We start from the raw sequence: 13,952 nt of genomic DNA, 5'->3' as shown, positions 1-13,952 counted from the left end.
ATGCCGCGGGCAGACATGCCGATCCAGTGGCCGATCCGCGGGCCGACAGGTGGGCAGGGCTCCCGGTCATTCAGTCCGTCCGCTGAAACACGAACAGGACCCCGCCGACCAGCGCCGTGATCCAGCTGACCGCCCGCAGCGTCAGGGCCACGGCGAATCCTTCGGCCGCCGTCGCACCGGCGCCGATCAGCAGGACCGAGAAACACCATTCCCACCAGCCGACATTGTTGGGCGAGACCGGGATCATCGCGAGGATGAGGATGGCCGGCGTGACGACGAGGACATCCAGCAAGTCCGGCTGGAAGCCGATACTCAGGCTGCCGTAATAGACGTTCATCCCGGCGAGAAGCTGGAACAGGCAGGAATAGACGAGCGCCCGGAACAGCACGCGCCGCCGGCCCCGGTAAAGCCCGATCTCCTCGACCAGCCGCAGAAGCTTGGATGCCAGCTTGCCACGGCGCCTGACCAGGGCCCCCTGCATCCATGCGCCGGCCCTTTCGGACACGAACAAGAGCGTCGCGCCCAGGCAGAAGACCACGGCCCCCGCGATGGTGACGATCACGATCGGCGAGCGGAATGCCGAAGGATTAAGCACGGCGAAAAGCACGGCCAGCATGGTCAGGGCGACAAGCCCGGTCGCGCGCTCCATCGTGACCGACGCGGCCGAGGCCGCCTGCGACTTGATCCGGCGCCCGAGCAGGTAGGACCGGGTCACGTCCCCCCCCATCATGCTGGGCAGGAAATTGTTGAAGAACCGGCCGATCAGGTACAGCCCGAACAAGGCTCCGAAGGACACATCGACCCCGCGATCCTGCAGGAAAATCCGCCATTTCAAGCTGCTGATCGCGTTCAGCAGGACCTGGAGAACGAGCAGCGCCAGAAGGTATTCCACCTGGAAATCGGCCAGGATCCCGAGCAGCTTGCGGCCGTTATCCTGCCACAGCAGAAGCGCGGCGATCAGGGCGACGCCGATGGCGGCCTTGGCAATCGACCGCAGGGGAAAGCGGCGACCACGCGGCGGGGCGGAAGAAAACGGGACGGAGGACGATGACCGGGTCTCCGTCATGCGTGCCGAGGGCGGGCCCGATGTCATGGATCCGTCCCGGGCTGGTCGTCTGCGCCGCGCGTGCGGATCACCCTAGCCGGCATCCCGACGCTGACGCTCCGCTCGGGAAGCGATCGCGTGACCACCGCGCCCGTGCCGACGATGGCATCCCGACCGATCGACACGCCCCCCACCGCCGAGGCGCGCGCCCCGAGCCAGACCCCGTCGCCGATACGGGTGCCGCCGGTCTTCTGCGTGCCCTGTTTCGAAATCGGGACATCCAGACGGTCGGTGTTGTAGTTGCCGCTACCGGTGACGAAACAGTGGCTGCCGCCGATCACGTCGTCGCCGATCGTGACCGCGTTGTCATGCGCAGACTGGATCACGCTGTAGGGACCAAAGCCGCAGCGATCCCCGATGGTGATACTGCCGTTCTTGCACGACAGCACCACCCCGTGCGACAGCATCACCGCCGCGCCGATCTCCAGCACGGTCTCCCGCGTCGGGTTTCGCGCATCCAGCACGCAGCCATCGCCGATCACGGTGTGATCCCCGATCCGGATCCGGCCGGGATGCATCAGGGTGACGTTGCGGCCGAAATAGACCTTCCTGCCGCAGCTTCCCAGCAGACGCGGCCAGAAGGTCTTGCGCATGAGCAGGCCGAGAGCCCCGGGAAGGCCGGACATCCACGAACAGAATTCGAAATAGACAAGCCCGCGCCACGACCTGCGCCCGACCACCACATCCTGGTAGCGTTCGAGCGCGGTCCCGTCGCCCGTCACGGCGGCATGGGTCTTGGGTAATGGTTCCGTGGTGCTCAAGACTGAATCCCCGGCGCGGTGTCTGCTGATGATCGTGACCCTATCCCAAGCCGTGCATCTCGTCCAAAAAAGAACCCCCCGAACGAGGCGGAAAGGTTTCAATTTCGACGGTTTTGCAGTAACAGACATCCAATTGATTTCTATTTTCGAAACGAAGTATGAGTATTTGCGTGTCTGCATCTGAAAACGGGAAACGCGGCGTCCGGGAAGAGTTCGACGCCAAGGCCGCGCATTACGAATCGAATCGGCTGGCCGGATGGTACAGGGCGCATAACGACATCATCGCCGCCCATCTGAACCCCGGAAAGGACGACACGCTGCTCGATATCGGCTGTGCCACCGGATACCTGATCCGCCGGACACTCGGCATGCATCCCGGCATGTCCGCCATCGGTGTCGATCTGGCGCCGGGCATGGTCGCCGCCGCCAGGCGCGAGGCCGGGGACGTGTCGGGCCGCGCGCGGTTTTTCTGTGACGACTGGGAGGCGCCCGGATCCGAGTTGCGCGACGCGCTGCAGAAGCGTGACGTCGATCTGGCGGTCTGCGCCAGCGGGTTTCACTACTTCGGGGATCCGGTCGGGGCCCTGCGGCGGATCCGGCAAAGCCTGGTCCCCGGCGGGGCGCTGTTTCTTCTGGAACGCCGCCGCGAACGGTCGCTGTCGACCATCGCATGGGATCTGGCGCATCGGTATCTTGTCCGCGACCATGTCCGGTTCTACGACTCGGCCGAGCTGTGCGGCATGATCGGCAAGGCGGGATTTAGCCATCACGAGATTGTCCGGACTGTCAGGAAGATCTTCTGGAAGAACAAGGTTTCAAGCAATCTCATTCTCATAAAGGCGGTTCGATGACGACAGATCACCTCCACGATACGGGCGGGTCCGCCCGGACGGCCGCAGCGCCGGAGCTGCCCGAAAAATATGCGTCGCTGGCCGGGCAGCGTCTGCTCGTCACCGGGGCGGCCGGGTTCATCGGCGGGGCGCTGCTGCGGCGGCTCGCGGCGTATCAGCTCGATGTTGTCGGCACGGTCTGGCGCCAGGACGAGGCGGATGCGCTGCGCCGCGAGGGATTTCGCTGCAAGGTGCTCGACCTGCTTTCGGACGACCCGTTCGACGAACATGTGCAGGATATCGACATCGTGTTTCATGTCGCGGCCATGTTCCAGGAAACCGAATACGACGAAGCGACCTACATGAAGGCCAACCGGGACGGGGCGCTGAAGCTTTGCAAGGCCGCGGCAAGGGCCGGGGTCACGCGTTTCGTGCATTGCTCGACCGTCGGCGTGCACGGCGATGTCAAGGAACTGCCCTGCAAGGAGACGACCGCCTTCAACCCGATGGATCAGTACCACCGCACCAAGCTTGCCGGTGAGATCGCGATCTTCGACTTTGCCCGGACCCTGCCCGAAGGCGGCATGATCGTGACGGCGAACCGGCCCGCGATGGTCTATGGTCCGGGCGACACGAGGATGCTCAAGCTCTTTCAGCGGATCCTGAGCGGCAAGTTCATGATGATCGGAAACGGCAAGGTCATGGCGCATCTCGGGCATATCGACGATCAGGTCGACAGCTTCCTCGACTGTGCCGTGGCCCCGCGCGAGAATGTGCATCTCGAAGCGTTCAACATCGCCTCGGACGAGCCGATCCACCTTGTAACGCTGGTCGATCTGATCGCGGACCAGGGCGGTGTGGCCCGGCCCAGGGGTCGGGTGCCCGTGGCGCCGGTCTGGCTTGCCGGTCTGATCTGCGAGATCCTGTGGCTTCCGTTCAAGGCCCGCCCGCCGCTGTTCCGGCGCAGGGTCGGGTTCTTCACCCATAACCGCGCCTTCGATCTGGCGAAGGCCCGCGAAAGGCTCGATTACGCCTCGAAGGTCGACAATCCTTCGGGGATCGCGCAAACCATCGCCTGGTACCGCGATCAGGGATTGGTCTGACGCGCAGGTGTCGATCGCGGGCGGCCCCGGAACGCGGCGGATGCTTCCACGCGAGCATGAATTTACTTGAAAGTTTGTAAAGGTTGTGGGCCTAATATCTTTTTGCAATCTGCGGTGAATCAACGATCCTTTCGATAGTAGTGTACAAATTATGAACACAGGTTCCGTTCTCATACTCGGCGGTGATGGCTTTTGCGGCTGGCCCACGGCGCTTCGCTTTTCGTCGCTGGGCGCGGCGGTGACGGTGCTGGACAATGGCGCACGACGCTCCATCGACGCCGCCCTCGGCACGCGGTCTCTCGTCCCGATCCGCAGTCTGCACGACCGTGTCGAGACATGGGCGGATGTGAGCGATCGGCGCATCACCCATCGGCACGTCGATCTTGCCGAGGATTATCCGGCAGTGACCGAACTTCTGCGGGCCACGCAGTTCGACACCGTCCTTCACTTCGCCGAGCAGCGCTCCGCGCCCTACTCGATGCTCTCGAGCGGCGGCGCGCGGTACTCGGTGGACAACAACATCCGCGCGACGCACAATCTTCTGGCGGCGCTCGTGGAGACCGGCAGCGATGCGCATCTGATCCACATGGGGTCGATCGGTGTCTATGGCTATGCCACGGTGGATCTGCTTCTGCCGGAAGGCTATGTCAGTGTGCGCGCGAAAGGGGCCGATCAAAGGGAGATCGAGAGAGAGATCCTCTATCCGGGCCAGCCTGAATCGATCTATCACATGACCAAGATGCTGGATCAGCATCTCTTCGCGTTCTACGCGCACCATTACGGGATCCGGATCACCGATCTGCACCAGGGTGTCGTGTGGGGAACGCAGACCGCGGAAACGCGGCGCGATCCGGGGCTGACGAACAGGTTCGACCACGATCCGGTTTTCGGCACGGTCGTGAACCGTTTCATGATGCAGGCCATCGAAGGCAAGCCGTTGTCGGTCTACGGCAGCGGCAGACAGAGCCGCGCCTTCATCCATATTGAGGATATGCTGACCTGTCTGACGCTGGCGGCGGACACTGCGCCCGCACGCGGCGAGAAGGTGAGAATCCTCAACCAGTTCTCCGAGGTCTGTTCCATCGCGCACCTTGCCGCGCGGGTCTCGCGCCTCACGGGCGCCCCGATCAGCCATGTCGACAATCCCAGGCAGGAGCCGGCGGAGAACGATCTGGACGTGGATCGCGCGACGTATCGCGCGCTCGGGGTCGAACCTCGCAGGTTCACCGATCTTCTCGGGGCGGAGCTTGCCGCGCTGCCGGGCCTGCTCGGCATTCCGGATCCGCCTTGCGCCCCCGGTCTCGAAGGATCGCCGGGCGACACTGTCGCAAGGCGGGCTTCGGGCGCGTCCCGATAGGCATCCGCCATGCCAACGCCACGACCCGACCCGATATCCGGGCGCGTCACGTGGTCACGACGCGCGGATCCCGGGGTGACCGCGGGGAACCGCGGCCGGGCGAAAGACCCGTCACCGAAATGTCAGAGATCGCGGATGGTCTGCAGAAGCGCCATGGTCTCGCGCCCGTCCTCCAGAAACAGGTCCCGTCTCCGTCGCATGATCTGCGTCCTTTCCGCGCGATAGTCTTCCGGTGTGACGGTTCGCAGGAAATCGACAATCGACCACGCATGGGGCGCGCCGAACGCATGGCCCACCCCTGCGGCCGCGAGCCAGCGATCCATCTCCGAGCCCGCGACCACCAGCGGCACGGCCCCGTAGAAACCGCCCTGATACATCCGGCATGCCAGCAAGAGCGGCGAGTTTCCGTGCTCGTCCAGAAAATCCAGGCACCAAGAGAAATGCACGCGACCGTACATTTCTTCCAGATCGTCGGGAATGGTGTATTCGCCGTCATGGCGCCAGTTCGGATGACGCTCCACGATCCGGAGAAAGGCGTCCAGTCCGGTTTCCGTCGGGTAGCCCCGGGTGTGGATCTCGACCTTCGGCCCGAGCGCGGTCGCGATGTCTTCCAGGATGCGCAGGCTCTTCGGACAGCGCAGGGTACCGAACCAGCCGATCACCCAGCGGTCGGAGACCGCCTTCCACACATCGCCCTTCGGCGTCGGCGCATCCGGCAGATCGCCCAGTTGCAGCTTATTTTCCAGCACGAAACAGGGACCGGCATAGCGCTGCGCAGGCTCGAAATAGCCGTGAAGAAACCCCGGCGACAACACCACAAGAAGGTCAATGCGGTTCAGAACCCACCTTTCCAGCCAGCGAAAGAGCGCCCCTGTCGCGGTCTTCTTGAAGAAGATCTCCTGCACATCCTCGACCTCGTAGACGAGCTTCGCCCGGCTGCGCGTGAAGCTCCGCACGAGACTGCCCAGCAGGACGAGGTCCAGATTGCGGGCATAGATGAAATCCGCGGCGCGCAGACGCGGCGCGTGACGCAGCATCGTCCACAGCGCCCGGGCGAGGACGGGCAGCCGGTAGAGATAGTTCCGGTCGACTGTCGTTCCCAACGGGATGTTCTTCCAGTCGGGCTGGAAGGCCGTGTTGAACTTGTGTCGGCGAAAGGTGAACGCCGTCAGATCGACGCCCGCCCGCAGGAACGACCGGATGCGCAGGATGAGGGTCGGGTTGGTGGCATCGACGCCGATATAGATCCCGCGAAGCGGGACCCGCGTGTCCCGTGGTGCCGGATTCGCGGAAACCGGGGCACGGCTATCCTCCAGCGTCACCTGCTCACGGGCCCGTTTTTGCGATGCGTTCCGCTGCCGGGCATGGCAGAAAATTGCTTGCTTTCCTCATGTCTGGGCATGTTCTTGCCGGTTTGACGGACGCTTTCCGAATTCCGAAAACAAGAGACCCACCCAAACGTTGCATCATCGTGATGACTGAGGCAAGGCTTGCCATATCTGACGATAACCGAGGAATGCATATGATAGTTCAGGCCTCTTGAAACCGAGGTCAAGTCAGTAGGATCACGTCGTCGGTGGCGTGCTAATCGGCGTACGACACACTCACATTGTACAAACTTGGGCCGCGTTAACAAAGCGTTAATCCAAGCCGTTTCATATGTATCAGGTAACGATCCCCGCCGCGATGACCCCGATCCGGGCCATCGTTCCAACCCTTGTTTGACTACAGGCCGTCTCCTCCAAGGCCGTCCACTCACAAAGAGGTAACTGAGCATGAGCACTCTCGACACGGTCCATATGGAACATATGGATCAAGCAAATTCCCTGATCGACGCCGGCGATGCCACTCACATCGCCGTCAGGAACGGGGCATGGAGCGATCCCGATACATGGGCCGACGGAAACGTGCCTGATAAGAACGCAATTGTACACATCCCTGGTGAAATTTCAATCCTTTACGACATGCGGTCCTCCCCCGAGCTGGAAGGCGTGCGCGTCGATGGCGAACTGACTTTCACGCGCGCGCACAGCACCGAGATGCGGGTCGAGACCATCGTGACGACCATGGGCTCGCGTTTCGATGCGGGATCCATGACCGACCCGATCCCGGCCGGTGTCGATCTCGACATCATCTTCCGCGACACGCCCATCGACCGTTCCGACGACCCCGACATGCTGGGTCACGGTCTCGTCGCCTTCGGCCAGGTCGACATCCAGGGCGCCGCAAAGGAAAGCCATCTCGTCCTCAAGGACGATGTCCCCGCCGGCGCGACCTCCATGGCCGTCGAGGGCGATACGACGAACTGGCAGCCCGGCGATACGATTCTCGTCGTCGGCACGACATATCTGGGCGAGAACGAATACGGCGTCCTGATGACCCAGGACGAGACGCGGACGATCACCAAGGTCGATGGCGATACCATCCATTTCGACGAGGCGCTCGATCACGCGCATGAACGGCCGACCAGCATCGAGGCCGACATCTATGTCGGCAACCTGTCGCGCAACGTGACCTTCAGTTCGGAAAACCCCGAAGGCACGCGCGGCCATGTGATGATGCACAACGACACGCCCGATCCCGAAACCGGCTCGGTCAACAGCGTGCGCTACGCCGCGTTCGAGGATCTCGGCCGCACCGACAAGTCGGTCGACATCAGCCCGACCAACCCCGAAGGCCGCTATCCGGTCCATCTTCACATGGTCGGAACGGATGCGGATGCGCCGACGAACATGATTGTCGGCAATGCCGTCTCGGGCAGCCCGGGCTGGGGCATCGTGCAGCACGACAGCCGCGCCCTGGTGAACGACAACATCGTCTACGACATCACGGGCGGCGGGATCGTTTCGGAAACGGGCAACGAGACCGGCGCGTGGATGAACAACCTCGTCAGCAGCGTGACCGGCTACGAGAACGAGAACAAGAACGGCAACGGCGATCAGGGGGCGGCCTACGCGAACCAGTCGCGCATCATCGTCCAGACCGACAACATCGCGGCGAACTCGAAGCTCGGCTGGAATTTCTCGGGCCGTGAAAACTTCCCCGAAGACGATCCGGACGGGGCACCGAAAGACGGCATCCACCGCAAGATGTTCGAGCGCGACCAGCTCAAGTTCGATCCCGATCCCTTCGATGTCGCGATCGATCACGAAGAGGGGGCGATTTCCGACTTCACCGGCAACAGCGTGATGACTTCCACAGAAGCGTTCCGCGTCTTCCATCGTCAGTTCGCCCATCACAGCGATACGCTCAGCGTCATCAGGGATTTCGACATCTGGGGCGGCAAGAACGGCGTCAATCTCATGAACTACTCCTACAACTACGAGTTCATCGACTCGGACTGGAGCGGCAGCGGCATCGCCGCCACCATGTGGAGCAAGACATCCTCGCTGGTCATGAGCGATCTCGACGTGTCGGATTTCGGAACCTTGTGGCGATCGCACGGCCTCAGCCAAGAAGCCGTGCTTCACGATGTCCGGACGACGAATGTCGACGAGATGTTCGACGTCAAGTATAACAGCGACAAGGGCGACACGTCTTACTGGACCGAATATTTCGCTCAGTTCGGCATAGACTACCAGAATCCGCTGCCGAAGGTTCTCTCGAAAGACGATGCCGATCCGAATGCCGGCCTGACCTTCGAAATGGACGCGGGGTCCGATGTCACGCTCTCGCCGGGCGACAAGCAGGTCGAGATCACGGGAACCATCATCGACGGCCTGGGAGAGCGTGTCTTCTTCCAGAGGATCCTGAGCAGCATCGACAACCAGAGGGGCTCGTATGAAGGGGCAAGCCTGAATCTCGTGAATTTCGACACCGAATGGCATCGGGACTTCTCGACGGACGAATTCCTCGCCGAACATGGAACCTGGCAGAAGGACAATGGTGACTGGGTCACTCCGATCGTGTTCTGGCTGACCGAACGGCTCAGCGGCGAGCAGCATCCGGTGATCGTGGACCTGGAACTGGACGGGTTCGATGATAGCGAACTGGCGGAATTCGCGCTCGACGCCTATCCCTCGCCGACGATCGGCAATGCGGAATTCGATTACGGTTTCGACATCGGCTCCGGTGAACCCACCCCGGATCCCGTCGTCCCCGATGACGAGCCCGATCCCGATCCGGTCGAGGAGGACGCGGCCGTCTCCGATGACGAACCCGCGAGCGACCCTGTCGAGGACGACGCGGAGGCGCCGGTCACCGATGACGGCAATTTCTGGGACGGCGCCGAAAACGTGATCGCGGGCACCGACGGTGACGATGTGCTGTTCGGCTCGTCCGGGGACGATATCCTCGTCGGCGGAGCGGGTTCGGACAAGTTGACGGGCGGCGGCGGTGCGGATCTCTTCGTGCTCACCGCCAATGGTGCCATCACGGGCGATGACAGCGACGTGAAGGATTTCGATCTCGCCGAGGGCGATGGGCTGGCGATTGTCGATGTTCCAGAGTCGCTGATCGGGACGGATCCGAACGGCTGGATGCGCTTCGTCAAGTCCGGCACCCTGGGCTTGCTGGAGGTCGATCTCGACGGGACCGGATTCGAGGAACTCGCCAAATTCCGGTACGGGCGCGAGTTGACGGTCGATGACCTGATCGATGCCGGCAACCTGACGGTCCACGCCGCGGGCGGGACGGCAGACGGGGGCGGCGACACCGTCACCGAGCCGGAGCCCACCCCGGATCCCGTCGCCCCCGATGACGAGCCCGATCCCGATCCTGTCGAGGACGACGAGGCCGTGCTCGACGATGAGACCGCTCCTGTCGAGGACGACGCGGCCCCCGATGACAGTCCCGATGACACGTCGGAGTCCACTCCGCTTGATGCGTTCGAGCCAACCCATACAGGCGGCCCGGGCGATGACAACCTGCGGGGCACGGACAATGACGATCGTCTCGATGGTGGCGCCGGGGTCGACAGGATCTGGGGCAATGACGGCGACGACATCCTTGTCGGCGGGTCGGGAAGTGACAAGCTCTACGGCGGGGCCGGTGCGGATACGTTTGTCTTCAACCCGCCAGCGCTTGGCAATGGCGACGATGACATCAAGGACTTCAACGCGGGTGAGGGGGACGTCATCGCGTTGCTCGGCATCGTCCCGGAAGATGCCACGGATCTGTCGCAATGGGTGCGGTTCGTGGATTCGGGCACGCTCAGCAACCTCCAGATCGATTCCACCGGAACCGGAACCGCTTTCGAGGATGTCGCGATCATCCGCGGCGGGCGCGGTCTCGATCTCGATGAGATGATCGCGATAGACGCGATCGATTTCTACTGACGCATCCCTTCCCGCCACCCCGGGAAGGGCCACGATGTCAGGAACGCCGCGGCAGGAATGTCGCGGCGTTCGCGTGTCCCGGGGCCCTCGCCCGCCGGCACGCGTCCCGCCGAGATCAGGCCGGAGGCAAGACGCAGGATCCGGCCGGCCGATGCCATACGCTGCGCCTTGAGCGCGGTCCTGGCACGCCAGGCGAGACCGCGGGCCAGTGCGCGGGCGATCGAGGCCCCCGCCCCGTTCGCCCGTCCCATCGCGACCAGCTCTTCCCGGATCCGCGGCACCAGGGCCTCTTCGATGCCGTGTTTGCCGGCCATCGCCCGGCGACAGATCGCAACCTCCAGCGGGCCCAGTGGCGTGTCGGGCGCGGCCCGGCCCGCGGCCCGAAGATCCGCCAGCGCGGCGGGCCAGTCGGTGCGCCGCGCATGCACGCAGGCGCGTTGCAGCAACGCGGCCCGGGACACGAAAACCGGATCCTGCGAGAGGAACATCGCCTCGTAGAAGCCGATGGGAATGTGGTCGCGAAAATCGGCGAATATGGCGCGGTCGGCGCTTTTCCATACCTCGTCCGACCGCCCCGCCGCGTGCCGCGCCGCGGCGGGGCCGCGATCGCCATCATGCTTTCTTTGAAGAAACAGGGGCGTATCGGTCACGGTGATCGGGGCGAGCGTCCCGAGACGGACGATCATGTCGTAATCGATAGAGCGCGCGAGATCCTCGCGAAACGGCCCGGCCCTTTCATAAAGACCGCGCCGGACCAGGGTCGCGTTCTGGAACAGGAAGATATCCTCCAGCAGGTGCCGGATCGGCGACCCCGAGGATAGATCGGGCCAGTAGCCCGGCCCGTGTTCGTCGCGCCCGCCGTCCGGCCGGTCCCGAAATCGCCGGTAACCGCCCCCCGCGATCCCGGCTTCGGGGGTGTCCGCCAGCAGTCCGCAAAGCGATGCGGCGGCCTCGGGCAAGGCGAGATCGTCATCGTCGCAGATCCAGATCAGATCCCCGCGGGCTTCGCGCAGCGCCGCGTTGAGCGCTCTCGACTTGCCACCGTTGTCGCCGCGAAAATACCTGATCTTGTCGCCCATGCCCCGCGCGGTCGCTTCGGTCCCGTCGGTCGATCCGTCATCCCAGACGATGATCTCGTCGGGTCTGCGTGTCTGTGCGCACAACGCCGCGACAGCCTGCGCGAGGTAGCCTGACCTGTTATACGTTGGCACGATTGCCGTGATCGAAGTCATGCGCGAGCAGCTCCGTTGAACTCTGCGGCATTCAAAGCGTCCTGGGCCGGCAAAAGCAAGATCTTCCCCGATGGCATTGCCGCGTCGCCCGGCCCGGCACCGCGACGATCAGCCCCGACCCACGCGCATCAGCGCCCGACGCCCGTGTAGGCGGTGAAGCCGGCGCCGCGGACATCGCCCNGTATCGGCCCGGTTTCTGCGGCCCTGCTGATTGCGGAAATGCCGGAACTCGGTCGGATGACTGCCGGTGAAGCCGCAGCCATGACCGGCCTCGCGCCCGTGCCCCACGACAGTGGATCGATGCGAGGCAGGCGCGCGATCGCCGGAGGACGTCGCGCCCTGCGACATGTGCTGTACCAAGCTGCACTTGCCGCCGCTTGTCACAATCCAGTTCTGAAGCCGGTCGCGCAGCGGCTCAAAGCGCGTGGCAAACCGCACAAGGTCGTTATCGTCGCAATCGCGCGCAGACTCGCCACCATCGCAAATGCCATCCTCAAATCAGGCATCCCCTGGCAAGCAAAGCCGATCATCTAGACACAGTTGCTAACGATACCCTCACCAGAATTTCATGAATAACCTAGATTAAACCCGGTGATAGTCCCTATACCAGTTGACGAAGCGCGCCACGCCATCGCGCATGTCGGTCTGCGGGGCATATCCGGTCAGTGCCCGCAACAGCGATGCATCGGCCCAAGTGGCGGGCACGTCCCCTTTTTGCATGTCCATGTAGTTGCGGATCGCGGTTCGGCCGGTCGCGGCCTCGATCGCGTCAATGAAATCCTCCAGTCGGACCTTGGTGGAATTGCCGATATTCACCACCCGCCAGGGCGCCACCGGCGACAGGCTGTCACCAGGCACGGGCGCATCCTGACCAGGTATTGCGTCGATGAGCCCCCTGATACCGCGCACAAGATCCTCCACATAGGTGAAATCACGCCACATCTCCCCATGGTTATAAACATCGATGGGGGCCCCCTCGAGAACGGCCTTGGTAAACTTGAATAGCGCCATGTCGGGCCGTCCCCAGGGTCCATAGACAGTAAAGAAGCGAAACATTGTAATCGGCAGCCCATGGATATGCGCCCAAGCGTGGGCCATTGCTTCGCCCGCCTTCTTAGTGGCCGCATAGAACGACATCTGCGTGTCGGCCTTCATCGACTCAGAATAGGGCATGTCAGGGTTCGCGCCATAGACCGAACTCGTCGAGGCCATCAACAGATGCGCGGGCCGCGCGGCGAGGGCCGCTTCCATCACGTTGAAGCTGCCCTCGATATTGGCCTCGAGATAGGCACGCGGATTTTCAATCGAATAACGCACGCCCGCTTGTGCTGCGAGATGCACAATCACATCGGGGACAAAATCTTTTACCGTTTGAGCCAGTGTCGGCGCATCTTCCAGCATCGCCTCGGTCGCGTTGAAGCGCGGGTGCCGGCGTAGCGTGTCATGGCGGCGCTGTTTTAGCGTAACGTCGTAATAGTCCGTCATCCCGTCGTAACCGGTAACTTCGCAGCCTTCCTGCAACAACAGTTCGGCGAGGTGGAAGCCGATGAACCCGGCGGTCCCGGTGATGAAGACGCGCATCAGCGCCCGACGCCCGTATAGGCGGTGAAGCCGGCGCCGCGGACATCGCCTGCGGCGTAGACGTTGCGCAGGTCGGCCATCCGCGGGGTCGCCATCGCGCCGGCCAGCGCCGCGAGGTCGAGCGCGCGGAACTCGTTCCATTCGGTCAGGATCACCAGCAGGTCGGCGTCCTTCGCCGCGACATAGGGATCGTCGCACCACGTGACACCCGGCAGCAGCGCCTCGCCCTCGCGCTTGCCCTGCGGGTCGACCACGCGCACGCGCGCCCCGCCGCCCACCAGCGCGGGGATGATGGTGAGGGCGGGGGCCGCGCGCATGTCGTCGGTATTGGGCTTGAAGGTCACGCCCAGCACCGCCACCGTGCGGCCGTTGAAGCTGTCATCGCAGAGATCGCGCAGCTTCTCGATCATCCGCAGCTTGACCGCGTCGTTGACGCGGATCACGCTCTCGACGATGGTCTGCGGCACGGCGTGTTCCTGCCCGATCCGCGCCAGCGCCGAGGTGTCCTTGGGAAAGCAGGACCCGCCATAGCCCGGCCCGGCATGCAGGAACTTGTTGCCGATCCGCCCGTCGAGACCCATGCCGCGCGCCACTTCCTTGACATCCGCGCCGACCCGCTCGCACAGCGCCGCGACCTCGTTGATGAAGCTGATCTTGGTCGCCAGGAACGCGTTGGCGGCGTATTTGATCATCTCGGCGGATTCCAG

General features: G+C 63.5%; 11 protein-coding genes. 5 read left to right on the top strand and 6 right to left on the bottom strand.

Going from position 1 to position 13,952, the window contains the following annotated elements:
- Positions 1–70: 70 nt before the first annotated feature.
- Both V8324_RS15295 and V8324_RS15290 read right to left on the bottom strand, forming a co-directional pair.
- Positions 71–1,093: a lysylphosphatidylglycerol synthase transmembrane domain-containing protein gene (locus V8324_RS15295; RefSeq protein ID WP_336420795.1), complete on the bottom strand. Its 1,023-nt coding sequence runs from the start codon at positions 1,091–1,093 to the stop codon at positions 71–73.
- Positions 1,090–1,866, bottom strand: a complete 777-nt coding sequence (locus tag V8324_RS15290) for an acyltransferase (protein ID WP_336420794.1) — start codon at positions 1,864–1,866, stop codon at positions 1,090–1,092. The genes V8324_RS15295 and V8324_RS15290 overlap by 4 nt, the downstream gene beginning before the upstream one ends.
- 170 nt (positions 1,867–2,036) lie before the next feature.
- On the opposite strand from V8324_RS15290, the gene V8324_RS15285 reads away from it, so the two are divergent.
- The 3 genes from V8324_RS15285 to V8324_RS15275 all read left to right on the top strand — a co-directional run bounded on the left by V8324_RS15285 (position 2,037) and on the right by V8324_RS15275 (position 5,156).
- Positions 2,037–2,717 carry a class I SAM-dependent methyltransferase gene (locus V8324_RS15285; protein WP_336420793.1) on the top strand — a complete coding sequence of 227 codons (681 nt, stop codon included), beginning with the start codon at positions 2,037–2,039 and terminating at the stop codon, positions 2,715–2,717.
- Positions 2,714–3,799 carry an NAD-dependent epimerase/dehydratase family protein gene (locus V8324_RS15280; RefSeq protein WP_336420792.1) on the top strand — a complete coding sequence of 362 codons (1,086 nt, stop codon included), beginning with the start codon at positions 2,714–2,716 and terminating at the stop codon, positions 3,797–3,799. The genes V8324_RS15285 and V8324_RS15280 overlap by 4 nt, the downstream gene beginning before the upstream one ends.
- Positions 3,800–3,950: 151 nt before the next feature.
- Entirely contained in the window at positions 3,951–5,156 is a 1,206-nt protein-coding gene (locus tag V8324_RS15275) for an NAD-dependent epimerase/dehydratase family protein (protein WP_336420791.1), read from the top strand.
- Between the two features lie 122 nt (positions 5,157–5,278).
- Here V8324_RS15275 and V8324_RS15270 read toward each other — a convergent pair whose 3' ends face one another.
- Positions 5,279–6,478 carry a glycosyltransferase gene (locus V8324_RS15270; RefSeq protein WP_336420790.1) on the bottom strand — a complete coding sequence of 400 codons (1,200 nt, stop codon included), beginning with the start codon at positions 6,476–6,478 and terminating at the stop codon, positions 5,279–5,281.
- Between the two features lie 453 nt (positions 6,479–6,931).
- Here V8324_RS15270 and V8324_RS15265 point away from each other — a divergent pair, with 453 nt between their 5' ends.
- The gene (locus V8324_RS15265; protein WP_336420789.1) at positions 6,932–10,432 is read left to right on the top strand and encodes a G8 domain-containing protein; all 3,501 of its coding nucleotides are present in this window, start codon (positions 6,932–6,934) and stop codon (positions 10,430–10,432) included.
- Here the strand turns inward: V8324_RS15265 and V8324_RS15260 are convergent.
- Positions 10,426–11,664 carry a glycosyltransferase family A protein gene (locus tag V8324_RS15260; RefSeq protein WP_336420788.1) on the bottom strand — a complete coding sequence of 413 codons (1,239 nt, stop codon included), beginning with the start codon at positions 11,662–11,664 and terminating at the stop codon, positions 10,426–10,428. The genes V8324_RS15265 and V8324_RS15260 overlap by 7 nt on opposite strands.
- A gap of 153 nt (positions 11,665–11,817) precedes the next feature.
- Between V8324_RS15260 and V8324_RS15255 the strand changes: the two genes are divergently transcribed.
- Positions 11,818–12,198, top strand: a complete 381-nt coding sequence (locus V8324_RS15255) for a transposase (RefSeq protein ID WP_336420787.1) — start codon at positions 11,818–11,820, stop codon at positions 12,196–12,198.
- A 48-nt stretch (positions 12,199–12,246) separates the two neighbouring features.
- Here V8324_RS15255 and V8324_RS15250 read toward each other — a convergent pair whose 3' ends face one another.
- Complete coding sequence (locus V8324_RS15250; RefSeq protein WP_336420813.1) at positions 12,247–13,248, bottom strand: NAD-dependent epimerase/dehydratase family protein; 1,002 nt, start codon at positions 13,246–13,248, stop codon at positions 12,247–12,249.
- On the bottom strand, positions 13,245–13,952 hold a 708-nt coding region (locus V8324_RS15245; protein WP_336420786.1), incomplete at its 5' end, for a nucleotide sugar dehydrogenase. The genes V8324_RS15250 and V8324_RS15245, both read right to left, overlap by 4 nt.

The organism is Roseovarius sp. D22-M7 (genome assembly GCF_037083785.1).
GTDB lineage: Bacteria > Pseudomonadota > Alphaproteobacteria > Rhodobacterales > Rhodobacteraceae > Roseovarius.
This window is presented reverse-complemented; position numbering and strand designations above follow the sequence as displayed.

What these genes read in the sequence shown, in the direction of transcription:
- V8324_RS15275 (WP_336420791.1), top strand. Translation starts at nt 3,951, where the DNA reads ATGAACACAGGTTCCGTTCTCATACTCGGCGGTGATGGCTTTTGCGGC.
- V8324_RS15260 (WP_336420788.1), bottom strand. Translation starts at nt 11,664, where the DNA reads ATGACTTCGATCACGGCAATCGTGCCAACGTATAACAGGTCAGGCTAC.
- V8324_RS15280 (WP_336420792.1), top strand. Translation starts at nt 2,714, where the DNA reads ATGACGACAGATCACCTCCACGATACGGGCGGGTCCGCCCGGACGGCC.
- V8324_RS15265 (WP_336420789.1), top strand. Translation starts at nt 6,932, where the DNA reads ATGAGCACTCTCGACACGGTCCATATGGAACATATGGATCAAGCAAAT.
- V8324_RS15295 (WP_336420795.1), bottom strand. Translation starts at nt 1,093, where the DNA reads ATGACATCGGGCCCGCCCTCGGCACGCATGACGGAGACCCGGTCATCG.